23 protein-coding genes and 1 riboswitch are annotated in these 26,361 nt (G+C 71.9%); of the genes, 9 read left to right on the top strand and 14 right to left on the bottom strand.

Translation table 11 applies throughout. The features are described 5' to 3' along the window. Positions 1 to 136 precede the first annotated feature (136 nt). The 3 genes from ACTMTI_RS30830 to ACTMTI_RS30820 form a co-directional block, all read right to left on the bottom strand. Complete coding sequence (locus ACTMTI_RS30830) at positions 137 to 898, bottom strand: alpha/beta fold hydrolase (RefSeq protein ID WP_441124129.1); 762 nt, start codon at positions 896 to 898, stop codon at positions 137 to 139. Further along, positions 895 to 1,479 carry a TetR/AcrR family transcriptional regulator gene (locus ACTMTI_RS30825; RefSeq protein WP_441124128.1) on the bottom strand — a complete coding sequence of 195 codons (585 nt, stop codon included), beginning with the start codon at positions 1,477 to 1,479 and terminating at the stop codon, positions 895 to 897. Before ACTMTI_RS30825 ends, ACTMTI_RS30830 begins: the two co-directional genes overlap by 4 nt. Positions 1,480 to 1,644: 165 nt before the next feature. Further along, a complete protein-coding gene (locus ACTMTI_RS30820; protein WP_441124127.1) occupies positions 1,645 to 2,718 on the bottom strand; it encodes a hypothetical protein in 1,074 nt (357 codons plus the stop codon). 80 nt (positions 2,719 to 2,798) lie between these two features. Between ACTMTI_RS30820 and ACTMTI_RS30815 the strand changes: the two genes are divergently transcribed. After that, the gene (locus ACTMTI_RS30815; protein WP_441124125.1) at positions 2,799 to 5,375 is read left to right on the top strand and encodes a LuxR C-terminal-related transcriptional regulator; all 2,577 of its coding nucleotides are present in this window, start codon (positions 2,799 to 2,801) and stop codon (positions 5,373 to 5,375) included. A gap of 7 nt (positions 5,376 to 5,382) precedes the next feature. Here ACTMTI_RS30815 and ACTMTI_RS30810 read toward each other — a convergent pair whose 3' ends face one another. Beyond that, positions 5,383 to 6,048 (bottom strand): CHAP domain-containing protein, encoded by a 666-nt coding sequence (locus ACTMTI_RS30810; RefSeq protein ID WP_441124123.1) that lies wholly within the window; start codon positions 6,046 to 6,048, stop codon positions 5,383 to 5,385. 11 nt (positions 6,049 to 6,059) lie between these two features. Next, positions 6,060 to 6,203, bottom strand: a riboswitch (cyclic di-AMP (ydaO/yuaA leader). A gap of 264 nt (positions 6,204 to 6,467) precedes the next feature. Here ACTMTI_RS30810 and ACTMTI_RS30805 point away from each other — a divergent pair. From ACTMTI_RS30805 to ACTMTI_RS30795, 3 genes are all read left to right on the top strand, one after another. Beyond that, a complete protein-coding gene (locus ACTMTI_RS30805; RefSeq protein ID WP_441124121.1) occupies positions 6,468 to 7,553 on the top strand; it encodes a hypothetical protein in 1,086 nt (361 codons plus the stop codon). Positions 7,554 to 7,654: 101 nt separating this feature from the next. Then, positions 7,655 to 9,334 (top strand): sigma-70 family RNA polymerase sigma factor, encoded by a 1,680-nt coding sequence (locus ACTMTI_RS30800; protein ID WP_441124119.1) that lies wholly within the window; start codon positions 7,655 to 7,657, stop codon positions 9,332 to 9,334. A 170-nt stretch (positions 9,335 to 9,504) separates the two neighbouring features. Further along, complete coding sequence (locus ACTMTI_RS30795; RefSeq protein ID WP_441124117.1) at positions 9,505 to 9,870, top strand: STAS domain-containing protein; 366 nt, start codon at positions 9,505 to 9,507, stop codon at positions 9,868 to 9,870. A gap of 50 nt (positions 9,871 to 9,920) precedes the next feature. Here ACTMTI_RS30795 and ACTMTI_RS30790 read toward each other — a convergent pair whose 3' ends face one another. Next, positions 9,921 to 10,301: an RrF2 family transcriptional regulator gene (locus ACTMTI_RS30790; protein ID WP_441124116.1), complete on the bottom strand. Its 381-nt coding sequence runs from the start codon at positions 10,299 to 10,301 to the stop codon at positions 9,921 to 9,923. Between the two features lie 51 nt (positions 10,302 to 10,352). Next, on the bottom strand, positions 10,353 to 11,291 hold the full coding sequence (locus tag ACTMTI_RS30785; protein WP_441124114.1) for a sulfite exporter TauE/SafE family protein: 939 nt from the start codon (positions 11,289 to 11,291) through the stop codon (positions 10,353 to 10,355). A 153-nt stretch (positions 11,292 to 11,444) separates the two neighbouring features. On the opposite strand from ACTMTI_RS30785, the gene ACTMTI_RS30780 reads away from it, so the two are divergent. Continuing rightward, complete coding sequence (locus ACTMTI_RS30780) at positions 11,445 to 12,326, top strand: DNA-3-methyladenine glycosylase family protein (RefSeq protein WP_441124112.1); 882 nt, start codon at positions 11,445 to 11,447, stop codon at positions 12,324 to 12,326. 67 nt (positions 12,327 to 12,393) lie between these two features. Here the strand turns inward: ACTMTI_RS30780 and ACTMTI_RS30775 are convergent, their stop codons facing one another. Further along, positions 12,394 to 13,314: a TIGR03620 family F420-dependent LLM class oxidoreductase gene (locus tag ACTMTI_RS30775; protein ID WP_441124111.1), complete on the bottom strand. Its 921-nt coding sequence runs from the start codon at positions 13,312 to 13,314 to the stop codon at positions 12,394 to 12,396. A 101-nt stretch (positions 13,315 to 13,415) separates the two neighbouring features. Between ACTMTI_RS30775 and ACTMTI_RS30770 the strand changes: the two genes are divergently transcribed. Beyond that, positions 13,416 to 13,940 (top strand): TetR/AcrR family transcriptional regulator, encoded by a 525-nt coding sequence (locus tag ACTMTI_RS30770; RefSeq protein ID WP_441124109.1) that lies wholly within the window; start codon positions 13,416 to 13,418, stop codon positions 13,938 to 13,940. Here the strand turns inward: ACTMTI_RS30770 and ACTMTI_RS30765 are convergent, their stop codons facing one another. Both ACTMTI_RS30765 and ACTMTI_RS30760 read right to left on the bottom strand, forming a co-directional pair. Further along, entirely contained in the window at positions 13,941 to 14,645 is a 705-nt protein-coding gene (locus ACTMTI_RS30765; protein ID WP_441124107.1) for a hypothetical protein, read from the bottom strand. A 110-nt stretch (positions 14,646 to 14,755) separates the two neighbouring features. Next, complete coding sequence (locus ACTMTI_RS30760) at positions 14,756 to 16,033, bottom strand: winged helix-turn-helix domain-containing protein (RefSeq protein WP_441124105.1); 1,278 nt, start codon at positions 16,031 to 16,033, stop codon at positions 14,756 to 14,758. A 248-nt stretch (positions 16,034 to 16,281) separates the two neighbouring features. Between ACTMTI_RS30760 and ACTMTI_RS30755 the strand changes: the two genes are divergently transcribed. Both ACTMTI_RS30755 and ACTMTI_RS30750 read left to right on the top strand, forming a co-directional pair. Beyond that, the gene (locus ACTMTI_RS30755; protein WP_441124103.1) at positions 16,282 to 16,797 is read left to right on the top strand and encodes a GNAT family N-acetyltransferase; all 516 of its coding nucleotides are present in this window, start codon (positions 16,282 to 16,284) and stop codon (positions 16,795 to 16,797) included. A gap of 193 nt (positions 16,798 to 16,990) precedes the next feature. Next, positions 16,991 to 17,512, top strand: coding sequence for a GNAT family N-acetyltransferase (locus ACTMTI_RS30750; protein WP_441124102.1), 522 nt, complete (start codon positions 16,991 to 16,993; stop codon positions 17,510 to 17,512). A 111-nt stretch (positions 17,513 to 17,623) separates the two neighbouring features. On the opposite strand, the gene ACTMTI_RS30745 is transcribed toward ACTMTI_RS30750, so the two are convergent. The 5 genes from ACTMTI_RS30745 to ACTMTI_RS30725 form a co-directional block, all read right to left on the bottom strand. Then, positions 17,624 to 20,032, bottom strand: coding sequence for a glycoside hydrolase family 95 protein (locus ACTMTI_RS30745; protein WP_441124100.1), 2,409 nt, complete (start codon positions 20,030 to 20,032; stop codon positions 17,624 to 17,626). A 50-nt stretch (positions 20,033 to 20,082) separates the two neighbouring features. Continuing rightward, positions 20,083 to 21,972, bottom strand: a complete 1,890-nt coding sequence (locus tag ACTMTI_RS30740) for a glycoside hydrolase family 97 catalytic domain-containing protein (RefSeq protein ID WP_441124098.1) — start codon at positions 21,970 to 21,972, stop codon at positions 20,083 to 20,085. Between the two features lie 84 nt (positions 21,973 to 22,056). Then, positions 22,057 to 22,941 (bottom strand): CPBP family intramembrane glutamic endopeptidase, encoded by an 885-nt coding sequence (locus ACTMTI_RS30735; RefSeq protein ID WP_441124097.1) that lies wholly within the window; start codon positions 22,939 to 22,941, stop codon positions 22,057 to 22,059. Further along, a complete protein-coding gene (locus tag ACTMTI_RS30730; RefSeq protein ID WP_441124095.1) occupies positions 22,938 to 23,519 on the bottom strand; it encodes a PadR family transcriptional regulator in 582 nt (193 codons plus the stop codon). The genes ACTMTI_RS30735 and ACTMTI_RS30730 overlap by 4 nt, the downstream gene beginning before the upstream one ends. 59 nt (positions 23,520 to 23,578) lie before the next feature. Next, positions 23,579 to 24,547: an alpha/beta fold hydrolase gene (locus ACTMTI_RS30725; protein ID WP_441124302.1), complete on the bottom strand. Its 969-nt coding sequence runs from the start codon at positions 24,545 to 24,547 to the stop codon at positions 23,579 to 23,581. 226 nt (positions 24,548 to 24,773) lie between these two features. Here ACTMTI_RS30725 and ACTMTI_RS30720 point away from each other — a divergent pair, with 226 nt between their 5' ends. Further along, positions 24,774 to 26,342: an OmpA family protein gene (locus ACTMTI_RS30720; protein WP_441124093.1), complete on the top strand. Its 1,569-nt coding sequence runs from the start codon at positions 24,774 to 24,776 to the stop codon at positions 26,340 to 26,342. Positions 26,343 to 26,361 lie beyond the last annotated feature (19 nt).

Below are 26,361 nucleotides of genomic sequence, written 5' to 3'. Positions count from 1 at the left end.
GTGTCGTCGGCCAGAACGGTGATGGGGGCGGGTCGGTCATGAAGCCGTCATGACGGGGGCCACCGGCAATCCTCCGAGACCCCAACGTCTCGGTGACCGGAACGAGATCCGGCGGCAGCGCGGTGATCAGCGTTGATCAACTGTCTGTCAGGAAGGCCCGTGCGTCGGGAGCGAAGCGCTTGTCGGTGAATGTGCCGCTGTGGCTTCGGCCCGGATAGACGATGAGCCGGGCGTCGGGGATCCCCTCTACCGTCTGCCGGGCCAGTTCCAGGGGGTAGACGAGGTCCTTGTCCCCCTGGATCAGCAGCGTGGCGGCCTTGATGTCGTGCAGCCGGCCGCGCAGGTCGAAGCCGTCCTCGGCGTTGAGCACGGTGACGGCGTCGGTGTGGTCCTGCCGGCCGCTGTCCGACAGCCACAGCAGGCCTTTGAGCAGTCGCCGGCCGATTTCCGATTCGGTGACGATCTCCGCCAGCGCGGGACTCGGCCGCCTGCCTTGGCGTGCGCGTTCGATGTAGGTGCGCTGGGCCCGCCTGCCGGCAGGGCCGAGGGTGGCGGCCGTGCCGGCCAGGACCAGGCGGTCGACCAGGCCGGGATGGTCGGCGGCGAGTTGGAGGGCGATGGAGCCGCCGGTGGAGATGGCCAGCGTGTTCACCGGGCCCTCGAAGGTGGCTGTCAATGCTTGCGCGTAGACCGCGGCGAGGTCGGCCATCGTCGTGGCCGGTGGCAGCCCGGGTGGCCGGTTGACGACGTAGACGGTGAAGTGCTTGCTGAACGGTCGTACCATCCGCATCGTGGACCAGCGCGCCAGGCCCGTCGGGTTGGCCGCTTGCGGAGTGTAGAGCAGGACGACCAGAGGTGGTCCCGCACCGGCTGACAGGTACGGCAGGCCGTTCATCATGAGGTGATCCCTTCGGTGACCGCGTCGATCAGGCGGTCCATCACGGCTGGATAGATGCCGGCGCCCAGGTGTTCGGCGTGCAGCGGAGTGAGCAGGACCGCGCGCAGCACGCCGAGCAGGACCTGGGGGTCGCCTTCCAGATGAGTGCTGAGGAACTGGAGCAGGGCGGCCATCGGGCCGCCCTCGGCGGCGGCCATCCGCTCGGGGGTGAGCTTGGCGGCGACCGCGGCCATCTCCTGGGGGTGGGACATCAGGCGCCGGTAGAGCGGGTTGGTGTCGAGTTCGGCGACCGTGGCACGCAGGAAGCGCCGCAGCGCGTCGCGGGTGTCGGTGCCGCGGTTGAGGCCTTCGTCGATCACGCGCCGCCGCACCTGCTCGCTCTCGCGCAGCATGGCCTCGAAGTAGAGGTCCTCCTTGGAGGCGAAGAAGGCGTAGAGCGAGGATTTGGCGATGCCCGCGGGAGCGGTCAGCTCTTCCAGGGATGTCTTGCGCAGGCCCTGAGTGGAGAAGAGGCGGGCGGCGGTGTCGAGCAACTGCTCGATGATCCGCGCCCGCTCTTCCTCCGAGAACGCCGGCGGCATACTATCTCCATATGAACAAATCAGTTATTTGTTCACAGTATATCCCTTGGCGGGCAGCGCACGGAGCAGGCGCTTCGGCCGGGGGGCCCGGGAGCGCCGCGGCCGGGCAGCCCCTGGGCCCCCAAAGCGGCACTGATCATGCCGCGGACGCATGACAGGTGACGGTCACAGGGCGAGGCCGAGGTCGGCGATGAACCGGGCCAGGCCGATGCGCTTGCGGAACAGCTCGTGCAGGTCGTCGGTGACGGGCTCGCCGAGCAGTTCGAGGGGGATCGCGGTGAAGGCGCTGCGCAGCACCAGCGTGGTGGTGTAACCGGTGGCCAGGTGGTCGGCCGGCACGCCCTCGCCGGCGAGGCCGAGCGCGTACGCGCGCTGGATCGTACGGTGGATCGCGGGCAGCTCGCCCGGTTCGGTGAGGCCCTGGTGAGCGAGACCGACGAGGAGCTGGCCGAGGTCGAAGCCGATCGGCGCGGGATCCTGCCAGCCCCAGTCGATGGCGACGAATTCCTCGGGGGCGTCGGCGGGCACGAGCAGGTTCTGCGGGCTGGCATCGCCGTGGGCCATGGTGTGCGGCAGGCCGTCGATCGTGTCCAGCAGGGCGGGGATGCGGTGACCCAGGGTGTCCAGATCCATGCGGAGCAGGCTGTCGGCGTGCGGCGCGACCAGGGGGTGCTTCCAGAGGTCCGGATCGCGTAGCGCGGGCAGCGCGTGGCCCATGACCCGGTTGGCGACGTACGTCCGCAGTGCGGTGCCCGGCCCGTCCACCACGTGCATGCCCGCGAACCTGCCGAGGAGCCGGGCCGCGGCGGCGTACCTGGGCGGGTCCCATGCGACGGGCAGGGCGGGCACGTCTTCCAGCCACAGGTCGAGGCGGTCGTCGCCGAGGTCGTCGACGAGGAACAGGCGCGGCAGCCGCATCCCGGCCGGGAGCGGCGGCGCGGCGGCGTACACCTCGGCCTCGGTGCGCCAGGGGAACTCGGCGATGAACGCCTCCCGGGTGGCCTCGGGGACGAGGTGCAGGTGCGGCCAGTGGCGTACGGAGTGGATGGACTTGACGAAGAACGACCACCGGCGCCCGCCTGTCGTGGTGCCGCTGACCCGGCGCAGGCCGCCGGTGGAGGGCGTGCCCACAACGTGCGGTATGGGCTCCACCTGGAACGACTCGACCTCAGCGGCGTCTTGGCGGAGGCATCGGCGCACGAGGGGCGTGAGGTCGGCGGTGGACAAGATCGAGGTCATGGCCCCACCCTGTCCGCCGCGGTGATGTCCTGACCAGAGCATGCCTTACTCAAGTGGGCGCGCGGCCTTACCATCCCCATGTGCGTCCCTTGTGGCCCTTCGCAGGCCGAGCCTCTCAGCTGGCGGCCATCCAGTCGGCGATGGAGGCCGGAGGAGCCGTTCTGGCCGGTCCGGCGGGCGTGGGCAAGAGCCGGCTGGCGGCCGAGGCGGTACGCGATGCGAACGGCGTGGCCAGGGTGCTGGCGACGGCCGCCGCCTCGGGCGTCCCGCTGGGCGCGATGGCCCACCTGCTGCCGGCCCGGCCGCCCGGGGGGAACGTGCTGCGCTGGGCCGCCGACGCCGTCGCGGGCGAGCATCGGGTGCTCCTCGTGGACGACGCCCACTTGCTGGACGCGGTCTCCGCCGCGCTCGTCCACCACCTGGTGGCGGGCGGCCAGGCCCGGGTCCTGGTCACCGTACGCGCCGGGGAGCGCGCGCCCGACGCGGTGACCGCGCTGTGGAAGGACGATCTGCTGCCGCGCCTGGACCTGGACCCGCTGACGGCCGACGAGGCCGGCCAAATCCTCGCCGCCACGCTCGGCGGGCAGGTCGAGGCGGCCACCGTCCGACGGCTGTGGCGCGTCAGCGACGGCAACGCGCTGTTCCTGCGCGAGCTCGTCCTGGCCGGGGAGGCGGGCGGCGGGCTCGTCGAGCGGCGCGGGATCTGGCGCTGGCAGGGCGAGATCCCGGTGACGACGCGGTTGCGCGAGCTGATCGAGAGCCGCATCGGTGACATCTCGGCGGAGGAGCGCGCCGTGCTGGAGCTGATCGCGTACGGCGAGCCGCTCTCCGCCGCGGCGCTGACCGCGCTCTCCTCGCCGCTGACCGTGCGGCGGCTGGAAGACCGCCAGCTCGTGACGGTGTCCGGCCAAGATCTGTCGGTACGGCTCGCGCACCCGCTCTACGGCGAGGTGATCCGCGCCGGCTGCGGCGCGCTCCGCCGGCGCGAGGTGCTGACCTGGCTGGCCGACGCCGCCGAACAGGCCGGTCCGCCGACCGCGGAGAAGCTGCTGCGGATCGCGGTCTGGCGGCTGGACGGCGGCACCGCCGACGACCCTGACCTGCTCATCAGGGCCTGCCACATCGCGCGGAACGTCCGGGACCTGGAGCTGGCCGCCCGGCTCGGCCGGGCCGCGCTGGCCGCCGGCGGCGGGATCGCGGCCGGGCTGCCGCTGGCCACCGTGCTCAACTACGCCGACCGTTTCGAGGAGGCCGGGGAGGTGCTGCGCTGCCTGGCCGGCGAGCCGATGGACGACCCGGTACGCGCCGAGTACGAGGCCGTGCGAGCGCTCAACCTGTTCTGGGGGTTCGGCCGGGAGGAGGAGGCGCGCGCCGCGCTGACCGCCGCGGCGGCGGCCATGACGGACCGCGGGTCGCGGCAGGGCGTGCTGATCATCAGGACCTCGATCGAGCATCTGATGGGGAGGTTCGCCCAGGCCAGGACGACGATGGAGCAGATCCGCGGCATCGGCCCGTCAGGCACGCGGGTGTCGGTCGGGCTGGCCGCGATGGAGTCGTTCGTGCTGGCCCACGAGGGGCGTGGCCGGCAGGCCATGGCCTTGGTGGACGAGGCGCTCGACCGCATCGGCCGCCTGCCCGACGGGCTGCCGTCGATCCAGGCGGCGCTGGCCGAGGCGGGCGCCTTCGCCGCCATGGTGGCGGGCGACCTGACGGCGGCCGAGCGGTACGCCGGCATCGGCTACCGCATCGGCGAGGACTACGCCGGGTGGGACCGCGCGCTCGTCACCTTCGGCGCGTGGCGCGCCCGGACGTGCCGGCTGCGCGGCCGGATGAGCGAGGCCATCCGCATGGGCAGGCAGGCGGCCGTGCGGCTGCGCGGGCGTACGCTCCACGCGGGGCTGTGCCTGGCCGAGCTCGGCCAGGCGTACGCGCTGACCGGCGACCTGCCCGCCATGCGGGCCACCCTGCGGCTCGCCGACGAGTTCGTGCTGCGCGTCGGGCACCTGCCGGAATTCGCCTTCCTGCTGGTGCGGCCGTGGACGCTGGCCGCCGAGGGGGACGTCGCGGGCGGGATCGAGGCGGCGCTCGAGACCGCGGACGCGGCGCGGGACCTGCCCGCCTACGAGCTGTTCGCGCTGTACGACGTCGTCAGGCTCGGTGCCGGCGGGCGGGTGGCCGACCGGCTCACCGCGCTGGCCCGGACCTTCGAGGGCGAGCTGGCCCCGGTCTTCGCCCGCCACGCCCGTGCCGCTCTGGCCGGCGACGCCGGTGAGCTGGAGGCGGTGTCGCTGTCGCTGGAGAGCCTCGGCCTGCCGCTGGCCGCCGCCGAAGCCGCCGCCCAGGCCGCGGCCGCGTACCGCGGTGACGGACTGCGCAGGGCGCAGCGGGCGGCGGAGACCAGGGCCTGGATGCTGGCTCGCCAGTGCGAGGACGCGCACACGCCCGCGTTGACCGGCCTGGCCGCGCCACAGCTGACGCCCAGGCAGCGCCAGATCGCGCACCTCGCCGCGGCCGGCCTGAGCAACCCGGACATCGCCGACCGGCTGGTGCTTTCCAGGCGCACCGTCGCCAACACCCTCGTCCAGGTCTACGAACGGACCGGGATCAGCGGGCGCGACGAGCTGGCGAAGATCCTGCATCTCCCCGAGCCGGGATGACCGGGCGTCAGCCCTTGTACTGCGGGTAGCCGTAGCCGACGACATGGGACGCGGGGCGGACCCGCTCTTCCACCTTGCCGTTGCCGGTGTTGCCCTCGATCGTGGTGATCGTGCCGTCGCGGTTGTCCTTCTTGACCAGGCCCACGTGGTCGATGCTGCCGATGCTCTTGTCGTCCCAGGAGAAGTAGACGACGGCGCCCGGCTTGGCCACGGAGCCCCAATGCCCTTGGCCCTTGAACCACTGGGCCCAGGTGATGGTGTAGGCGTCCCAGCCCATGGTGGGGCGGGCGCCGGTCTTCTCGCCGACCCAGGAGAGGAACATGGCGCACCACGGCGCGTTCGCGTACGCCTGGATGCTGCCACCGTCACGGGCGGCGGTCTCCTTCGCGCGAGGCGAGGACATGTACCACTTGTGGAACGGCGTCCCACCGCCCGCCGCGTTCTCGGTCACGCCCACCTGGGACTCGGCGACCTTCACCACGGTGTCGGCCGTGACGTCACGGGGGCGCTGCGGGGAGGTCTGGGCGCCGGGCATACGGTCGCCCTGGCCGTCCGCGGCGAAGGCGGGGGTTCCGGCGAGGAACGTGGCGGCGACGGCCGCTCCGGCCGCTCCGGCGGCGAGCCGGGAGATGTTCACCGGCTTGAAGGCACGGGAAAGTACGTTCTTGGTCATACTGGGATTGCTCCTTGCTTCCATGCCGCCTACCGGGTTAGCTGACGGGTTCGGGCGTGGAAGTGCCCTACGGAAGTCCATACGGATATTCCGATTCACCCCAACGGAATGGGTCCCCGGTTCCGCTTACATCGCGGATTCGGCGGCCGTGTCCACGCTGCGGGCATGCCGCCTGCGCAGGTAGATCACGGTCTCGGCAGATCTAGGACGCACGCCGGCAAAAAGCGGCATTGGTGCGCCCCGAGTCCTCAAAGGTAAGAAATACACATAGCGGAGTGCAAGTCGGGTTTGGAGAACCGCCTCGAAATCCCTTGTCTGGCAAGGGATTGTGGGAGCAATTCTTTACCTTTGACCGGGTTTCAGCATGGCTCCGTCAGCCGGGTAGGGGGCTGGTGACGCCGGATGTGAAGGGGGACGAGGTGAGCAAGACCCGCGACGAAGTGCTGCAGCGGCTCGTGCGCGAAGGCGTGCTCTCCAGCGGGCAGGCCACGGCCGTACGGGAGGCGCTCGACGAGGGGGCGCGACGGCCCGCGCAGGCGCGGTGGGCGGAGGTGGCCGGGTACGTCGGAGGCGGCCTGCTCCTGGCGGGAGCGGCCTCCCTCGTGAGGACGTCGTGGACGGACCTGGCCCGGCCGGCGCAGATCGCGATCCTGCTGGCCACGACGGCGGCGCTGCTCGCCGCCGGACTCGCGCTGCGCGGCATCCGGCCACGGGGAACCGCCCTGCCGGCGCACTGGGACACCGGACGGGTGCGGCCCGGTTCGGTGGCGCAGGCGCACGGGAACATCGTGCGGGCGCGATCCGGTTCGGTGGCGCTGGCGCACGGGAACACCGTGCGGGCGCGGTCCGGTTCGGTGGCGCTGGCGCTGGCCTCGGGAACGGCCGCGCTGGCCGCGGGCGAGATCGCCGGCGATCATCGGCTCACCGTGGCGGCCGTGGCCGGCCTGATCGTGGCCGTGGCCGGGTACGTCGTGTCGCCCGCCGTACCCGGGGCGCTGGCGTGCGCGGGCTTCGCCGCGCTGGCCACCGGTTCGCTCGCCGACGAGATCACCGGCGGCTCCGTACCGGCCGCCGGGGTGTCCCTCGTCGCCCTCGGCGTGCTCTGGACCGCGCTGGTGCTGACCGGCGTGATCGCGCAACGGCGGCTGGGGCTCGGACTCGGCGCCGCCATCGCCCTGGTCGGCGGCCAGCAGGCGATCGGGTACGAGACCACGGCCTGGGCGTACGGGCTGACGTTCGCCGTGGCCGTGGGGTGTCTGGTGCTGTACCGGTGGGAACGGGCGTGGGTGCTGCTCGTGGCAGGAGTGGTCGGGTTCACCCTGGCCGTGCCGGAGGCGATCTGGCACTGGACCGGCGGCGTAGTCGGCGGCTCGCTCATCGTGATGATCGCGGGCGCCGTCCTGGTGGCCTCCTCCGTGCTCGGCATCAGACTGCACCGTACGTCGGCCGATCCCGGCCCGAGCGGACCTCCCTCAGCAGAAACGCGGTCAGCACCGCCCAGGTGACGTCAGATACGTGACGGATTTCAGTTATTTGGGTGATTTCTGGTTATCTGTTGCCGCGGCCCTCCGTCTCCTGACTGCGGGACGAGAGATCGAGGTGATGGATGTACGCGCAGCCGTCCGACGCGATCGAGACCGTGCTGGCCGCCAGGTCCGGCGACCCCCGGGCGATCGACGAGTTGGTCCGGCGCTACCTGCCGCTGGTGTACAACATCGCGGGCCGGGCGCTCGACGGCCATCCCGACGTGGACGACGTGGTCCAGGAGACCATGGCGAGGGCCGTCTCAGGACTGGCGGGACTGCGGGCCCCGGAGAGCTTCAGGTCGTGGCTGGTCGCCATCACCATGAACCAGGTACGCGAGTGGCGGCGCGCGAGGGCCGGTTCCTTCACCCTGCTCGACGAGGCGTTGGGCATGGCCGACCCGGCGGCCGACTTCACCGGGCTGACGATCATGCAGCTCGGCCTGTCCGGGCAGCGCAAGGAGACGGCCGAGGCGACGCGCTGGCTCGACCCGGACGACCAGGAGGTGCTGTCGCTGTGGTGGCTGGAGGTGGCGGGCGAGCTCAGCAGGGCCGAGCTCGCGGCCGGGCTCGGCCTGACCGAGCAGCACGCCGCCGTCCGCGTCCAGCGGATGAAGCAGCGACTGGAGGCCTCCAGAGCCGTGGTCAGAGCGCTGGCCGCGCCGTGCGGCGAGCTGCGGGCGCTGCTCGGAGGATGGGACGGCAGGCCGAGCGGGCTCTGGCGCAAGCGGATCTCCCGGCACGTACAGGAGTGCCCGCACTGTGCGAACGCGCACGCCGACCTGGTGCCCGCCGACAAGCTGCTGGCGGGCCTGACCCTGGTGGCGGTGCCGGTGGGATTCGCGCTCACCTCGCTGCTCAAGACCCAGGCCGCCGCGACCGGGGCCGCGGGCGCCGCGGGCGCGGCCGGCGCGGCGGGCTCAGCCGTGGTCAAGCCCATCGCGGTGGCGGCCGTGGGGGCGGCGCTGGTGACGGGCAGCGCCGTGGCCGTGTACACCCTCCAGCCGGACCCGCCGCCCCGCCCGGCCGCCATCCCCGCCGTCGTCGCCTCGTCCCCGGCCTCCGCGAGGCCGTCTCCCACCCAGCCGTCCCCTCGCAAGACCACCAAGAAACCCCGGCCCCGCCTGTACGGCACCACCGTGGACACCGTCGACCAGGCGCCGCCGGAGAACGCCCGCCCGGCCGCGCTCCCGGAACGCCCCGAGGGCACCATCAAGATCACCGGTAAACATGACTACTCCCGGTTCGGCGGCGCCCCGCAGATCAACCACCGGGGCGACTACGTGACGCTCACCGGCAAGGGATACTTCCAGGTCAGGTGGGGCGTCCTCTACCACAACAGGGCCGGCGACTTCCCGCCCGCGACCTGGACGGGACTGAAGGGCAAGCTGTTCCACGTGGCCTCGGGCGGCGGCCGGCGCCTGGACGACGAGAGCTCTCCGGGCGTCACCTGGATGGGCCCCGTCAAGCTGCCCAGGGGCCACCAGCAGATGTGGCAGAACGAGTTCTACTACCTGAACGGCACCGTCACCTTCCACAACAACGAGGGCACCACCGACGTCGACCTCAACGTCTCGCCGAAGACCTGGCGCGAAGTGTGGGCCGACATCACCACCAGGCCCGACCGGGCCAAGGGGATCATCCGCTACGGCCTGACCCGCGACACCGGCAACGACCGCGCCCCCGTCCCGCAGTACCTGACCCGCGCCAACCCGGCCAACCCCGTGGACGTGCCCCAGCGGTCCCGGGTCTCGGCCTCCTGAGTCAGGACGCGCACCGGCGAGTCGGTCACGACGCTCTGTGCGGCGCGCTCGGTGTTGCCGATCCTTCTCCGGAAGATCCTATGAGGAACTGTCTTTCCGGTAACTAGCTTCTGTGATTACAGTTTCGGGGGAAGGGGATCCGTCTCATTTTTGAGGTCGCCATGTCGCCCTTGAGCCTGGACAGTCAGCGCCTGGTCGCCGGCGTGCTGATCATCGTGACCGGCGAGGTGGACGCCACCAACGCCGCCAGACTGGAGACCTTCCTGCACGAGCGGATCCTGCCTCGTGAGCCGGTGGTGCTCGACCTGAGCGGGCTGACGTTCATGGACAGCATGGGCCTCCATGTGCTGTTACGTCTCAACGCCACCCTGCGCGCCCAGGACACGACCCTCCACCTGGCCGCCGTCCATGATGTGCCGGCCCGCGTGCTGCAGATCACCGGCGTATGGCTGGCACTCAACATCCATCCCAGCGTGGAACAGGCGATCGCCGGCGTACTGAGCGCTCGGGAAGCCCACCCGCCGGAGCCGGCCTGAGGGCGGCCGGCCCCGGGGTCGCGAGGTCAGTGCGTTCCTGTGGGGCAGGGTCAGTGGGAGGACGAGAGGACGTCGGCGAGGGTGATCGCGCTCAGCAGGCGGTCCTCACGGTCACGTAACTCGGCCCAGACCTCGGCCAGCGGCGCGGCCGACCTCGGGAGGGGCCGGCCGACCGGCTCGGCGCCTTCGGTGATGCGGATGACGTCGGCGAGCGCGATCTCCCCGGCCGGGCGGGCCAGCCAGTAGCCGCCGTCCGGGCCGCGCCGGCTGTGGATGAGTCCGGCCCGGCGCAGCTGGAGCAGAATGTTGTCGCAGAAACGCCGGGGAATGTCCTGGGAGACGGCGATCCACTCTGCGTGCACCGGGCCGTCCGCCTCGGCCAGGGCGAGCATGGCGCCGAGCGCGTACTGGGTGCGGGCGGAGATTCTCATAGGCGTGGAGGCACCGGGTCCGCCCGGGGGCCGGGTCCGGTGCCTGCGGCCTCATGCGGAGGCCTGCTCCTCCTCACCGGCTCGGTTGTGCAGCTCCTGCTCGACCGCCTCGACCGACTCGCTGGCCTTGTCCCGGCGGTACTCGCGCACGGAGTACGCGATGGCGGCGGCCCAGATCACGGCGATGGCGAGGTAGACGACCGTCTGGACACCGCCGGAGGCGTCGATCCAGTCGCTGCGCAGCACGGTGCGCACGTTGGTCAGGATGATCATGCCGCCCACGGCGGAGCCGAGGATGCGCGGGGGGATGTGGCGCACCAGCCAGGCCGCGATCGGCGCGGCGATGACGCCGCCGAGCAGCAGGACGGCGACCCAGGCGAAGTCGATGCGCTCCGAGCCGATGCCGACGAAGAAGCCGATGCTGGCGGCGATCGCGACGAGGAATTCGCTGGCGTCGATGGAGCCGATCACCTTGCGCGGCGCCAGCCGGCCGCTGGCCAGGATGGCGGGGGTGCCGACCGGGCCCCAGCCGCCACCGCCGGTGGCGTCGACGAACCCGGCCAGCAGGCCGAGCGGGGCCAGGAAGCGTCTGCGCAGCGGCTTGCCCAGGTTGCCGCGCGGCAGCCCGAAGGCGGTGAAGCGGACGAGGATGTACGCGCCGAGCGTCAGCAGGATGATCGACATGACGGGGGCGGCGATCTCGGTGGACAGGCTGGACAGGAACGTCGCACCGGCGAAGGCGCCGACGGCGCCCGGAATGCCGATCTTGGCGACGACCTTCCAGTCGACGTTGCCGAAGCGCCAGTGGGAGATGCCCGAGGCGAGCGTGGTGCCGATCTCGGCCAGGTGCACGGTGGCCGAGGCGGCCGCCGCGTTGGTGCCGATGGCCAGCAGCAGCGTGCTGGAGGTGACGCCGTAGGCCATGCCCAGGCTGCCGTCCACGAGCTGGGCCACGAAACCGACGAGCCCGAGCAGGATGAGCGCTCGCACCGATCTCCCCTTTCTCTACTTAATAAGTAGGGATAATCATTTATGACTCTCACGGTTTCGTCAAGGGGTGTGGTCCTGACTTTGCCTTCTGCACAGGTCACCGGGCTCGACACCGAGCCGGCGCTGTCGGTGGGGCCTCCTATCATGCGACGCATGACCACGCACGGATTCACGATCACCGCCGAGGGCCCGTTCGACTTCGGCGCCTCTCTGCGTTTCGTCGAGGACTGGCCGGCCACCAGCGCGCTGCCCTCCGACGGGCGGGCGCTGCGCTTCGCCTACTGCGCGGAGCATGACTGGCTGCCGATCGGCGTGACCGTGACGGCCGCGCCCGGCGGGGTGGCCGTGGCCACCACGCGGGCCGCGGGACCGAAGATCCGGGACGAGGTGGCGCGGATCCTGTCCCTCGACGTGGACGGCGCCGGCTTCGCCAAGCTCGGCGAGGCCGACCCGGTGCTCGGCGACCTGCAGGGCCGCAGCCCGGGCCTGCGGCCCGTGTGCTTCTGGAGCCCCTGGGAGGCGGCCTGCTGGGCGGTGATCGTGCAGCGTTCGTCGATGCTCATCGCCTCCCGGCTCAAGCAGCGCATCGCCGAGCGCTACGGCGCGACGGTCACCGTGGACGGCCGGGCATACCCGGTCTTCCCCCCGCCCGTGACGCTGCTGGAGGCCGGCGGGCTCGGCCTGCCCGCGCAGAAGGAGGAGTGGCTGCGCGGGATCGCGCGGGCGGCGCTCGACGGCCTGCTCACCACCGAGCACCTGCGCGCGCTCGACCCGCAGGAGGCCCTGGCCGAGCTACGCGCCCTGCCCGGCCTGGGGCCGTTCTCCGCGGGCCTGATCCTGATCCGCGGCGCGGGCGCGCCGGACGCGTTCCCGGGCGACGAGCCGCGCCTGTTCGCGATCTTGCGCGAGGCGTACGGACTGCCGGAGGACGCGCCGCCGGCCGCCTACCGGAAGCTGGCCGTGGCCTGGCGGCCCTACCGCTCCTGGGCCTCCTTCCTGTTCCGGGCCTCCACCTACGGCCGGACTGATCACTGACAGGGCCGTCAGGCCATGGCTGGACGGACCGCTCACAGGGCGCCAGGCCACGGCCGGAAGTGAGCGCTCACAGGGTCGTCAGGGCGGACAGCTCCCGCCACTCGGCGAGTGGGATCTCCTCCGGGCACGAGGTGAGCACCTGCAGGCACACGTGGTCAGCGCCCGCGTCGAAGTGGGCGCGGACCCGCTTCTCGATCGCGTCCGCGCCGCCGTAGGCCACGATCGCGTCCACCATCCTGTCGCTGCCGTGCGCGACCTCGTCCTCGGTGAAGCCGAGCCGGCGCAGGCTGGCGATCTGGTGCGGGGCGGCGCTGCGGTAGGAGTCCACGTGTTCCGTGGCCACCTCGCGCGCCCTGGCCACGTCGGCATCCAGCACGACCGCCTGCTCCACCGCCAGCAGCGCTTCCGGCCCCATGAGCTGCCTGGCCTGCGCGGTGTGCTCCACGGACACGAAGTACGAGTGCGCGCCCAGCGTGCGCCGGGCCGCCAGGTCCAGCATCTTCGGGCCCAGTGCGGCCAGCATGCGGCGGGGCGGGTGCGGCGGCGCGAGCGAGTTCAGCGGGATGGCGTCCATCGCGTCGAGATAGGCGCCCATCGTGGCCACCGCCCGGCCCCGGCTGGGGATCGCGTAGCCGTCCATCTGGATCGGTGTGTCGCTGACCCGGTGGCCGCCGAGGCCGAGGACGTACCGGTCCGGGTACCCTTCGTTGATCGCCCGCTCGGCGGCCGCCATGGAGATCGGGTCGCGAAAGGCGATGTTGGCGATGCCCGCCGCCACCGGGATGCGCCGGGTCGCCGAGAGCAGCAGCCACGACTGGCTCACCGAGTCGCGCCCGAACCCCTCGCCGAACCAGAGGGCGCCGTAGCCGAGCTCCTCGATCTCGGCCGCCGCGTCGCGTACCTCGCCCGCCGGCCGCCCGTCGAAGGCGAAGGTCCAGATGCCGACCCGGCCGAGTCTCGGGGCGCCGTCCTTGTGCGTACTGGTCATGGGTCTTCCCCTCACATTATCCGGAGAACTTCTCCGGATAGCTTGGGGACTATAATACGGAGAGTCTCTCCGTTTCAACGTCCCGGGGGTGTCCCGTGCCGATGCGCGCCGACGCGCGCCGCAATCGCGACCTGCTGGTGGCGGCGGCCATGGCCGTGGTCGCCGAGGAGGGTCCCGACGCGTCCTTGAACGAGATCGCGCGGCGGGCCGGGGTGGGGCCCGGCACCCTCTACCGGCACTTCCCCACCCGGGACGAGCTCCTCGCGGCGGTGTCCGAGGGGCGGCTGACCAGACTGTGCGCGCGGGCGGACGAACTGGCCGAGGCCATGCCGCCCGGCGAGGCCCTGGTCGCCTGGCTACGTCTGCTGCTCGCGCACGCCATGACCGACCGGGGGCTGGGCGCGCGGATGATGCTCACCACCTCCGCGGCCGGCGTGGACTGCTGGGCGACGATACGCGCCGCCGCCGAGCGCCTGCTGGTGCCCGCTCAGCAGGCCGGGTGCGTACGGGCCGACGTCGAGTTCGCCGACGTCGTCGAGCTGACCGCGGGCATCGCCCAGGTGGCCCCCGACCCCGGCCGCGCCGAACGGCTGCTCACGCTGACGCTCGACGGCCTGCGCACCTGATCACAGCAGGTTGCAGGACCGCCAGGCGATCGGCACGCGCGGCGACCACTGCCCGCCGTCGCCGCGTACCACCACGTAGGCGGTGAGCGGCGGCGTGAACGAGCTCCCGCCGCACAGGACGCGCCCCGTGTCGACCGAGTAGCTGCCCGCCGGGCCGTTGCCGCCCGACCGCGCGGTGGTGCGGGTCTGCCACAGCACCCGGTCGTCGGAAGGCCGCCTGACCTGGACGGTGACCGAGGTGCCCGGCGTCAGGTAATAGCCGCGCACGCCGACGGTCTGGTACGGCCCCTCGTTGGTGGTGGAACAGGTTTCGCCGTCGCAGGAGGGCCCCGCGCCGGAGTGGTTGCGCTTGACCATGACCACCCAGGCGAGCCGGTGGGCCGCACTGGCGTTGTCGCGCCGCGCCTGGGTGCGGGAGCCGGGGACCACGCACCGGTGGTCGCCGGGGTACGCCTCCCGCCAGACGAACCCGGTCGTGCACGCGTGCCAGACGCCCGAGGCGTTCTCCGACTGCGTCCGGTCGCGTACCGACGGGGCCACGCAGACGTGGTCACTGGGCCGCGCGCCACGCCAGACGTACCCGCTGGCGCAGGTGTCCGGGGCGAACTGCGCCGTCTCGGCACCGGCCTCCGTGGCGCCGAGCACCGACAGCGCCAGGCACCCCGACGCGGTCATCGCCGCGAGTCTGCCGGATCGTGTGAGCATGTGTACCCCTCCGGGACATCAAGGGACGGATCTCGGGGCGCGGCCGGGCACTCCCGGCCCCCCGTGATCGGATCCTGTCCCGGAGTCACCGCGGGCACATGAGTAGCCCCTTACTCACATCCGGCCGTGCGGCGGACTGCGCGCGCTCTGGCTGACCGGCCCGCCACGTACGAGGTGCGCACCGTTCGCCACGGGTCGGCGACGGTGCCGGCGTAGCCGACCTCGCGGGCCCCCGCGAACGCGGCCAGCTCGGCGATCGCCTCGCCGACGGCCTGGACGGACGCCTCCCCGTACGGGAAGTCCGGCTCGGGGAACAGGCCCTCCACCTCCAGCACCTTCCGGCGCCGGTCCAGGCGCGGCACGAGCCTGCCGGCCAGGCGCTCGCCGTGCAGGATCGGCATGATGTAGTGGCCGTAGAGCCGCTTGTCCTTCGGGACGTACATCTCCGTACGGAACGCGAAGCCCCACAGGCGCTCGGTGCGCGCCCTGTCGCAGATGAGGTTGTCGAACGGCGACAGCAGCGTCGTACGCGGCTGCCAGGGCTGCTCCAGCAGGTCGAGCACGTCACGATGGGCATACCAGCGCTCGGAGCCGCCTTCGACCTCGGCGGGCACGATCCGGCCCGAGCGTTCGAGATCGTCCAGGATCTGGGCGAGGCCGGGATACCGGTCGCGGGTGAAGTGGCGTTCGATGTCGGCGGGGCGGGCCACGCCGAGCGCGCGCAGCGCATGCTCGGCCGCCTGCGACACCGCCTCGCGCCGCGGCAACGGCGCGGCGCCGGCCCATCCGGCCAGCCAGCGCTCCGCCAGGTCCCAGTGACGCGTGCGGCCCCGCCTGCCCGCCACCATGATCTGGCCTTGAACCCACAGGAAGTCCAGCATCCGCTCGACGTTGCGGCCGTTGGTCCACCCGCTCGACTGCCAGGCCACGCTCGCGCGGTCGTCGAAGGCCGCGGGCGCCAGCGGCCCCGACTCCCGTAACCGGTCCAGCACGTGCTGCCGCAGCTCGCCGTTCGCCTCCAGCCAGTCACGGACCCGCCGCCCGTAGACCGATCCGGTCCCCGGGTAGCCGCGCATCATGACCTGGTGGATCGGATAGTCCTCGGCCAGCACGATGGACGCCGCGTGCGCCCAGTATTCGAACAGCCAGCGCTCCTCCCACAGCAATGTGTCCAGGTCGGCGGGATCGTAGCCGCCGACCCTGCTCCAGAGCACCAGCAGGTGGCTGCGGGCCACCGCGTTGACGGGGTCGAGCTGCAGGCACCGCAACGTGCGCAGCACCTGGCGCAGCCCGTCGACGTCGCCGCCGGGGCGCGGGCCGGCCAGGTGCTGGCAGGTCACGGCCAGCCGCCGCGCGGACTCCAGGCTCAGAACCAGAGGATTCGGCACGGCAGCAGTGTAATCGAAGAGATGTTCGATGCGAGCCGTTATCCGGCCGTCGCTGGAGCGCCGCCTTCCAACGGTTTGCCCTGGCGGTCCAGAGCTTGTTAGCGTTGCGGCGGCGTGAGAGACGCCTGAGCACGAGGCGACGAGGGAGGTTGATGAATATGGCTGCCAGCAGCCCTCATCAGCATGCCCTTGTCCGGCCCGCGCGACCCTAGCGCGGCCCGGGTCGTCTCACCGACCAGGAGTCTCACGTGTCTTCTTCCTTCTCACCGGCCGATACCGAGCTCAACACCGACCGCCTCATCCTGCGGTCGTGGACCGCCGGCGAGGTCACCGCCGTCCTTAACGGCACCCGGCTCGCGCACTGGGCCGAGGACTTCCCCGCCGAGGGCGATCAGGTCATCGCGGGCCTGTTCAGCGAGCACCCCGCGTGGCTCGGCGAATACGGCCACCGTCAGATCATCGAACGTGACAGCGGCCTGGTGGTCGGCTCGATCGGCCTGTTCTGGCCGCCCAGCGCCGGCACCGTCGAAATCGGGTACGGCATCGTCGCCTCCCGCCGGGGTCGCGGCTACGCTCCGGAAGCCACGCGCGCCCTGACCGAGTTCGCCCTCACGGCGCCGGACGTCCATACGGTCTGCGCCCACGTGGAACCGTCCAATCCGCCTTCGATCCGGGTCCTGGAGAAGGCCGGCTTCGAGCGATCGAACGCTGAGACCGGGCACGGCATCATCCGATACCGCGTCACGCTGCCGGCCCACCGGTAGCCGTCCCACGGGGATCGGCAGCGGCATGCCGCTGCCGATCCCCCATCGGGTCGGACAGACCCCACTGTGCTGATAAAACGACGTGGTTCAGTGATCGGCGCCCTAATGTTGGAGCGTGCCTCGTCTCGTGTCCCCCGTGCTGCCGCCCGGCAGGTTGTCGCGTCTCGTCCAGCCGGTGCTCCGCGAAGGAGAAGTGACTCTGCGTCCTTGGGCTGCCGAGGACCTGCCCGCGGTGGTCGCGGCCTACAACGATCCGGCGATCATGCAGTGGCACGCCCGGTCGATGACCGAGCGGGAGGCCCGGGAGTGGATCGAACACTGGCCTGGGCGGTGGGCGGAGGAGACCGGGGCCGGTTGGGCGGTGGAACTCCACGACCGGGCGAGCGGCCAGATCAGTCTGCGACGCATCGTCCTCGACGAAGGCATCGTCGAGCTCTCGTACTGGGTGCTGCCCGAGGCTCGAGGCCGGGGAGTCGCGGCCGACGCCGTGCGGGCGGTGACGCGGTGGGCGTTCCAGGAGCTCGGAGCGGCCCGCGCCGAGCTGGCGCACTCCATCCGCAACCAGGCGTCCTGCCGCGTCGCAGTGAAGGCCGGCTATCTGCCGGAGGGCACCGCACGGCGGCAGGCCCTGCACCCGGACGGCTGGCACGACATGCACCAGCACGCCCGTCTCAACAGCGGCTTCCACCAGGCTCTCACACCTGCAGATCAGTGACGCCGGCTGCCCGATCCTGTGCGCGGCCGTCCCGGACTTCGCCGAGGACCGGCCGCGCGCGGAAGGACCGGACTTCGCCGAGGATCGGCGGCGCGCGGAAGGACCGGAGAGCTATCGGGTGATCACCGCGATCCGGTAATTCTCGCCGGGCCGCGTCCGGAACGTCACCGTGTCCCCGTCAGCGGTGAACGCCACCGGCCGGCCGCGGTCGGCCGTGACCCGGACCTCGCCCCGGAACGCGTCGTTGCGCAGCTTGACCACACCGCCGTCGCCCGAGGTCAGCCGCGCCTCCGACAGCCGCCCCGACGCCCAGGCGAGGTCCACCGTGTGAGCGCCGCGGGCGCGCAGGCCCGCCACCCTCCCGTCCGCCCACGCGCCGGGCAGCGCGGGCAGCAGGTCGAGCACGCCGAGGTGGCTCTGCAACAGCATCTCGGTCATGCCGGAGGTCGCGCCGAAGTTCCCGTCGATCTGAAACGGCGGGTGCGTGTCCCACAGGTTGGCCAGCGTGCTGGTCTGGAGCTGGTCACGCAGCAGCTTGTGCGCGCGGTCCCCGTCGAGCAGCCGCGCCCAGAAGTTGATCTTCCAGGCCTTGCTCCAGCCGGTGCCCGCGTCGGTGCGGGCTTCGAGCGAGACCTTGGCCGCCGCCGCGAGCTCCGGCGTCGTACGGGGTGAGACCTGCCGCCCCGGGTGCACCGAGAACAGGTGGGAGACGTGCCGGTGGGTCTCCGCCGGGTCGTCGATGTCCTCCTTCCACTCCTGGAGCTGCCCCCACCGGCCGATCCGCAGGCCCGGGTCCAGCTTGGCCAGCACCTTGGCGGCCGCGTCCACCTGCCGCCGGTCCCCCACCTGCTCGGCGGCCTCGCGCAGGTCGGTGAACAGGTGCCAGAGGATCTGCTGCGACATCGACGCCCCGGCCGTGGTCGGGCCGATCTCGGGAGAGCGGCTGGGGATGGCGACGAGCTTGCCGTCTCTGGGGTCGTTCTGCAGGAAGTCGAGCCAGAACTGCGCGGTCTCCTTCATGATCGGGTACGCGGTCCGCTTCAGGAAGCGCTTGTCCAGGGTGAACCGGTAGTGGTCGTAGAGCTGCAGCGACAGCCACGCTCCCGACTCGGGGAAGAAGTAGGCCGGGTGGTCCCAGGCGCCGGTGTGGCCGAAGATGTTCGAGGCGTGGTGCGCGACCCAGCCGCGCGCCCCGTACATCTGCTTGGCGGTGACCCGGCCCGGCTCGCGCAGCCCGTCGACGTAGGCGTGCAGGGGCTGGGCCAGCTCGGCCAGGTTGGTCATCTCGGCGGGCCAGTAGTTCATCTGCAGGTTGATGTTGACGTGGTAGTCCGACTGCCACGGTGGGGCGTCGAGGACGTTCCACACGCCCTGGAGGTTGGCGGGCAGCGACCCGGGGCGGGACGAGGCGATGAGCAGGTAGCGGCCGTACTGGTAGAAGAGCTGTTCCAGCGCCCGGTCGGCGGCCGGGTCCTGGCCGTACCGGGCGAGCAGGTCGTCGGTGGGGACGGCGGGCAGGGCGCCGCCGAGGTCCAGCTTCACCCGGTCGAACAGCGCGGCGTGGTCGGCCCGGTGGGCGGCCAGCAGCCTGGTGTACCCCTGGGCGGCGGCTCCGTCGATCCGCGCCGTGAGCCTGGCGTGCGGGTCGTCGCCCTTGTAGGCCGGGTAGTCGGGGGCGTAGTCGGTGCCCGTGCCGAGGATGAGGACCACCGCGTCCGCGCCGGTCACGGTGACGCTGCCGTCCGGGTTGTCGGTCCTGGTCCCGCCCTCGTTGAGCACCTGGAGCTGGGTCTCGTACGCCATCCCGTTGCTGTGCAGCGCCCCCTTGACGGTGAGACGCCCGTCCTTCGCGGAGGCCGTGGCCGACCGGTTGCCCGGCACGGCGATCCGCGCGGTGAAGGCCACCCCGCCGGGCCGGTCGGCGGCGACCCTGCCCACGATCACGCCCGCCGGTGCGGAGGCGAAGTACTCGCGGGTGTGGCGGACGCCGCCGGCCGTGAACGACACCCCTGCCACGCCGCGGGCGATGTCGAGGTCCCTGCGGTAGCCGGCGGGATCTGCCGGGAGATCCGGGAAGGCGAGGCGCAGGTCGCCGAAGCTCTGGTACGCGCCGAACCGGCGGTGGCGCGGTGTGTCCGACTTCAGCCCGAGCGCGGCCAGAACGTCATTGGGCGAGATACCGCCTTCCTTCCAGATCCGTTCCCTGATCGCCTCCAGCGCGCCGGGCCGCGGGGCGTCCCAGTTGCCGAAGTTGTAGTCGGCGACGCCGGGACCGCCGGTCCACAGGGTCTTGTCGTTGAACTGCAGCCGCTCGGCCTGCACGCCGCCGAACACGGTGGCGCCCATGGCCCCGTTGCCGATCGGCAGCGACCGCGTCTCCCAGCCTTGGTTCGTGTCGGGGGCCGGCTCGTCGTACCACAGCGTGTACGGCTCCGCGGCCTGCGCCTGCGCGACGGGGACCACCGTCAGCGCGGCGCCGAGAAGCAGGACGATCGGCCCTGCCAGCAACCGTGTCATCATCAAGGTGTGCACCTATACATCGGATGTGTGTGAAAGTTGAGGTCGGAGGTCTATCGGTCGCAGGTCGTGATCCGGGGATGCCAGCGGCAGGCGATCGCCGCGTACCCGCCCTCGCCGGGCACCGGCACCGACAGCCGGCCGTGCGGCCCGTCGATCACCTGGCTCTCCCGCACCAGGCCGGTCTCGCCGTCGCGGACGACCTCGACCAGCCACCGGCCGTGCAGCATGGTCAGCGGGACGTCGAGCCCCCTCGCCGGGCCGGAGACGCCGGCCCCCACGAACCAGCGGTCGCCGCTGCGCCGGGCCAGCACCACGTGGTCGCCCGGGCGGCCGGACAGCAGCCGCGTCTCGTCCCAGGCGGAGGGGACCTGCTCCAGGAACCGTTCGGCCTCGGGCCTGGACTGGTAGGACTCGACGGTGCCGGCCAGGTTCTGCAGCCCGGACTCGTACGTCACCGCCAGGCCCAGTTCGTGCGCGTCGGAGGTGGGCCGGGCCGGCCGGTGGAAGGCCATCGGCGTGTAGTCCATCGAGCCGACGACGTTCCTGGTGAAGGGCAGGGTGGTCAGGTGGGCGGTGGTGAGCGTGCGCTTCTCGCCGCCGTGCACGCCTTCCATGGTCATCACGTGCGGCCAGGTGCGGTGGACGCCCTTGGGGATGGTCGAGCCGTGGAAGTTGACCAGGAGCCGGTTGGCGGCGGTGGCGGGCAGGATCTCGTCGTACCAGCGCAGCCGCTCCTGCGACTCGGCGTCCATGAAGTCGATCTTGACGCCGCGCACGCCCCAGCGGCTCAGGGTGGGCAGCCACAGGGCGCGTTCCTCCGGCGTGTCGAGGTCGCGGAAATGGATCCAGACGATGATCCCCACGCTCTTGGCGCGCCCGTACTCGACGAGTTGCGGGATCCAGCTCGTGGCCGGCCAGTCCGGGTCGGTGACGTCCCACTGGTCCTTCAGGAAGTACCACCCGGCGTCCACCGCCACGTACGGCCAGCCGCGCGCGGCGGCGTAGTCGACGTACCCCTTCTGGATCTCCAGGCTCTGCCCGGCCTCCCTGCCGCCGGCGAGCCAGGTCCACAGCACCTGGTCCGGCGCGATCCAGGAGGTGTCGCGGACCTTGGAGGCGGGGGCGAGGTCGTCCACCAGCGTGGACTCGGTGACGGTGGCGAGGTCTCCGATGACCAGCACCCGCCACGGGCTCTCCAGCGCGCCGTCGACCTGGACCTGCTCGTCCCACAGCCGGAGCCGGTACGTGCCGGTGCCCTCCTCGTGCGCCAGCCGCGGCCCGGAGTAGCGGCCGTCGAGCCCGGACTCGGTGATCAGGAGATGGCCGCCGCCGGTCTCGAACAGGGCGGGCACCATGAAGTCGGCCGCGGGCGCGGTCAGCGCGGTGTACTGGACGAACGGGTTCTCGTAGTCGCGGCGGTGCCGGGCCAGCCAGGCGGTGGCGTCCTGGTGGAGCGTGTACGCGGACGTCTCGCGCAGGACGGGGCCGTAGCCGTCCGGCAGCCGGTACCGGTAGGCGACCCCGTCCCGCGCCACCCTGACGATCAGGTCGAGCCGGGCGCCGGCGGCGTTCTGGAAGGCGAACGTCGCCTCGCGCATGAGCGCCGACCTCTTGAGCCGTTTGCCGACCGTGGTGGTGTAGTGCTCGGCCACCAGGCGGTCACGGCGGTGCAGGAGGCGCAGCCCTTGGGACAGGTCGGCCCGTTCGGTGACGATGCCGACGGGGCTGGGCTCCAGGACCGGCGCGCCATGGCGGGTGGCGGCGAGGGTGAGGGTTCCCGCCTGGGGATCGAGCGCGAGCTCCGCCGCCGGCCCGCCGGGGAACCCGGAGACCTTCCATCCGGATGGTCCGGCCTGTTCGGCCTGGGCGGCGGGTGCGGGAAGGAGGCTGAGGGACAGGAGGAGTGCGCCTAACAGGCGAATCGGTGTGGCTTTCGGCATGGGGGGCTCCTGCGGGCCACATACATCGGATGTGTTTCCGGATCGTAACCCGTGGATGTCCCTATGGCCAGCGCCGAGATCGGATCACCGGGTACGGCGCCGCAGCAGGTACAGCCCGGCGCCGCCGAACAGGAGCATCGAGGCGAGCGAGTGCGGTGCGATGCCGAGCAGCGCGTCCGCGTGGCCCTCGATGCGCAGGTGGCCGTTGAGCAGGAGCGGGGTGGAGAGCGCGTTGCTGATCGTGTGGAGCACCACTCCCGGCCAGATGGAGCCGGTCCGTACGCGCAGCTCGCCGTAGAGGACGGACAGGGCGACGATGCCGGCGAAGAAGGCCGGCAGGAACAACGACCAGGGCAGGCTCGTGGTGGTCTGGAAGTCCGCCGGGTGCATCCAGACCAGATACAGCGGGAGGTGCCACGACGCCCACACCACGCCCACGAGCACGTGCGGCGCGACGCCCGGCAGGCCGAGCGCCATGGCGGTGCGGGTGCCGTACCCGCGGAAGATCAGCTCCTCCAGCAGGTTCTTGACGAGCAGGAAGCCGACCGCGGTGGCGATCGCCTCGAGGAGAGGGGGCTTGCCTGTCGCGGGCGTCCACGAGAACGCCGCGACGCCGGCGGCCGTCGCCGCTCCGGCGCAGAGAACCACCGCCACGGGGAAGATCACCGCCGCGAAGCCGAACCAGCGGGCCCGGGCGGCGAACCGTAACGTCAGGCCCAGGGAGCCGGCGCCATCCCTGTTGAAGAAGTAGAGGGCGAGCGCGGTCAGCGCCGGGACCAGGATCCACAGTCCCTGCCCCGGCGTACTGCCGCTGGTCGAGGTGGTGGCGGCGGTGCCGACGAGCTGTCCGGCGGACCGGTCCAGGGCGACGAAGAGCCAGCCGCCGCCGGCGGCGACGGTCGCGAAGATCGCGAAGTTGACGCGGGCGCGCAGGCGCGAGGGGCTCGTGACGGGGACTACCGCGGTCACCGGGGCTCTCCATTCTCGAGGGGCGTGTCATGGACGGTCTCGGGGAGCGTGTCGAGGAGGGCGAGGGCCTCGTCGGCCCAGGCGACGGCGGCCTCGGCGCTGTGCCGGCCGGCCGAGACGGTCAACAGCGCGTACGGCAGATCCGGGGAGTCCCGGTCCTCCTCGGCGACCGTGCGGGCCAGCGCGTCGTAGTCCCTCAGGCGGCGCTCGGCGTCCGCCTTGGCATCCTGGAGCAACTCCCGGCATTTGCCTGCGCCGAGGTGCCGGCCGAAGAACAGGCGCAGCAGGAGGCCGTTGCGCGGCGGCACGCTCTTGACCGGTTCGTTCAGCAGGTCGCGCAGGCGGGCGGCGCCGCTGCCGGTGATCGTGAAGATCGACGAGCCGGCGCGCGGTCCTTCCTGGCGTTGGACGTGTCCCTCCCCTTCGAGGGCGTTCAGGGTCGGGTAGATCTGGCCGAAGCTCTCGCTCCAGAAGTGCCCGAGCACCTCCCGGATGGCCTCCCGCAGCGCGTACGCCGTCATCGGCTGCATGCTCAGGGCCCCAAGGACCGCCATTTCCGTCTGATCTCGCCGTGCCATCGCACACCTCCATATCTGAGAGATATATCTAACAGATACGAATGGGCGTTGGCAACGGCCTACCTCCCGGCTGCGGCGATGACGTCGCGGATGGCGTCGATGACGAGATCGGGTTGGGCGTGATGCACGTAGTGGTCACCGGTGGCGGCGATGAGCAGCCGGCCGCGACCGGACAGCGCGGCAAGGCGCCTGGCCTGCTCGACGGCGGCCCCGGGCTGGCGCGCGGGGACGATGACGATCACGGGCCGGTCGCCCCATGCTCCCGGCCGTACCGTCGCCCGGACCTGGGCGGCGCTCTCCACAGCGGCCCAGGCCTCGGCCCTCGCCGCCGCCATGCTCCTGGCGCCATAGACCACGAGCGCCTGGGTCCGGGCCGCGGCGGTGGCGTCCGCGGGCAGCAACGCGTCGCCGAACAGCCGCAGCCCGCCGGCCCGCGCCAGCAGCCCGCTGACGGTGAACTGCGCGGCGAGCAGCGGCCGGGACACCTGAAGGGCCTGAACAGCGTTCTCGTCGGTGACGTCGATCAGCACCAGGCCGGCGGTCAGATCCGGCCAGTGATCGGCGAAGACCCGCGCGACGGAGCCGCCGTAGGAGTGCGCGGCCAGCACGTACGGCCCGGCCTCGCCGGCCGCGGCGAGGAGTCCGCGCAGCTCCGCCGCTGCCTGCGCCGCCGTACGCGGCCCCGGGCCGTCCTCGCTCCAGGCGTATCCCGCCCGGTCGTAGGCGCACACGCGGTGGCCGCCGGAAAGCCGGCGCTGGATCACCTCCCAGCTCGCACTCGACTCGGCCAGCCCCGCCTCCAGCACGACGGTAGGACCGCCGGTTCCCGCGCAGTTCAGGTGGAGCCGCTGGTCGCCCACGCGTATCAGCCTCCCGGGCGCGGGGAATCGTTCCCCGTCCCGCCGCCCGGCGACCGACTCGTACCCGAACCCCGCACCCACCACCAGCACGACCAGGACGGCACACCAGCCGGCGACCCTGCGCAGCACCCGCCACCACCGCCGGCCGCCACGGCTCTCCTCGACCATCACGCCCCGAATCTAGGTGCGCGATCTTCCGGTTTCCTCCCCCGGGCGATCGAACCCGGTCTGGGACCAGGGTCCCAGGGAGCCGGGCGCCGGCGTACGCCGTGCGGAGGAGGCCGCCGGGTGCTCGGCTGCGACGTCCCAGGGCGATCCGGTGCAGGCGCGTGCCCGGAGCGGACTGACTGCGGGAATTACCCGGTATTGACAGCAGTGCGGCAGTATCTCCCGGGTGAGGTACCGGATCGCCGTCCCCTTGGCCGCTCTGTCCATGATCTCAGCCTGTGGCCTGCCCCAAGAGGCCGCGCCGCGAGCAGCCGCACCGTCGCCCGGCGCATCCTCACCCGCCGCTCCGGCGGCCACGAACACTCCGGCGGCCACGAGCACTCCGAGCGCGTCAGGTCAGGACACCCGACCGGCGCTCGCGCAGACCCGCAGCACGATGACCGAGAGCCTCAAGGTCGAGGTCGTCGGGCTGAACCGGGTCAAAGGCCAGCACTTGATCGTCCAGCTCCGGCTCACCCACACCGGCACCGGCAAGCACCTGCCGTGGACCGGTGAGATGGGCGACAACACCCGCCCGCTCGGCCAGATCCGCTGGGCCTCCGGCATCGGAGTGCTCGACGCGCAGGCGCGGGCCTGGATCCTGCCGTACCAGCCGGCCGGCTTCCCCTGCCTGTGCAGCGACCAGGATCGTGACGGGCTCGGCTATTTCATCGACCCCGGCCAGTCGATCAGCGTGTACGCGGTCCTGCCCGCCCCTTCAGGCAACCCCGCGACCACCACGGTGGTCACCCCGGTGGGACCGCCCATGCCCGGCGTGCCGATCAGCGACGAGCCGCCGGTCACCCCACCCGGCATGACGATCCCCGATCCGGACGCCGAGCCGGTCACCACCCTCACGCGCCGGCTGGTCACCCCCTCGGAGTCGCTGGACAGATCGGAGGAGACCGCGGACGACGGCACGGATCTGCAGGTCAGCCTCTCCTCCGACGTGCTGTTCGCGGTGAACGAGGCCACCCTCACCCCGAAGGCCAAGGCGATCCTGGCGCGTACCGCCAAGCTGATCGACTCCTCGACCGGCTCCTCGGTGAAGGTGGAGGGCCACGCGGACTCCTCCGGCACCGACGCCATCAACGACCCGCTCTCCGCGCGCCGCGCCCAGGCCGTGCGCAAGGCGCTGTCGGCGCTGGTCACCAGGGAGGGCGTGGGTTTCCAGGCCAAGGGGTACGGCTCGCGCCGCCCGCTCTACGGCAACGACACCGACGAGGGCAAGCGGCGCAACCGCCGCGTCACGGTGACGTTCGCCAAACCGCAGCCGGCCGCGGCCACCGTCCCCGCCGCGACCGTCTCCCCCGGGGGAACCGGCTTGACCGGCACCGGAAAGGCGGACGGCCAGCCGATCTCCATGGAGGTGACCGGCCTGCGGCGGCTCCCCGGCGGTCTCGGCCTGCTGACCTACCGGGTCACGAACGAGGGCGACGGCGAGGCCTGGTTCAACGAGCTGCACCAGGCGCGGGACTGGATGTCGTTCAAGTACCGGGCCGCCTTCAACGTCACGCTCACGGACGTGGCCGCCCGCCGCCAGTACCTGCCGGGACGTCTCCAGGTTCCCGCCGACAACGGCGGCGTCGACTCCTACTGCGCCTGCACGGACCTGTCGGGCGTACGCCTCGGCACCGAGAAGTTCGGGCCCGGGCAGGAGAAGGAGTTCTGGAGCCTGTTCTCCATGCCCGAGACGGCCACCTCGCTGAAGGTCAAGATCGGGACTTTCCGCGATCTGCAGGTGCCGATCCGGTAGCGCCGCAGCGGTGCCCCGG

Source organism: Nonomuraea sp. H19 (assembly GCF_052068215.1).
Lineage (GTDB): Bacteria > Actinomycetota > Actinomycetes > Streptosporangiales > Streptosporangiaceae > Nonomuraea.
The sequence above is the reverse complement of the archived record's forward strand: the minus strand, read 5'-3'. Positions and strand labels throughout refer to the sequence as shown.